The sequence below is a fragment of the Variovorax sp. 01T432 genome, from assembly GCF_056398605.1.
This window is the reverse complement of record NZ_JBFTPS010000160.1, coordinates 1-493: the sequence shown is the minus strand read 5'-3', so window position 1 is coordinate 493 and position 493 is coordinate 1. Positions and strand designations below refer to the sequence as shown.

The 493-nt window shown below is 63.1% G+C and carries 1 pseudogene; it reads right to left on the bottom strand.

The annotated features are described in order from the left end of the window. Positions 1–493, bottom strand: a pseudogene (locus AC1DNF_RS35785) (hypothetical protein); the annotation flags it as partial.

Here is a 493-nt window from a genome sequence, read left to right as displayed (position 1 = left end):
AAGGCTGCTGCGTGAAGCTGTATGGCCACTGGCTGTCGGCCTGGCCCAGGTTGCTCACCGCACCCACGTTCGAGCTGAAGTAGACGCTGTTGATGTAGCTGAACAGCGGCTTCAGGTCGACGAAGGCCACCTTCTGCTCCGACTTGGAGGTCACGACCGCCACGCCGCCCTTGGCGTACATGTTGTAGTTGGCGCCCGAACTGGTGAACTTCTGCCAGTTGTTGCTCAGCGGCGTGTTGTCCATGCCGATGAAGTTGCCGCCCACCTGGATGGTGTGGAACTGGTCCATGCCCGTGGTCACGGCGATATCGGTGGGTGCCGCCATGCCAGGCAGGTCGACATAACCGAGGATCTTCATGAAGGCGATGTTGCCCATGTTCGGCAGGCCGGGGTACGGCGCCATCCACTCATGCCACCAGTCGTAGTACGCGCGGGGGCTGGTGCTGCTGTACGGGCTGCAGCCGTCGCACAGGCCGGCCAGCGCGATCACCGC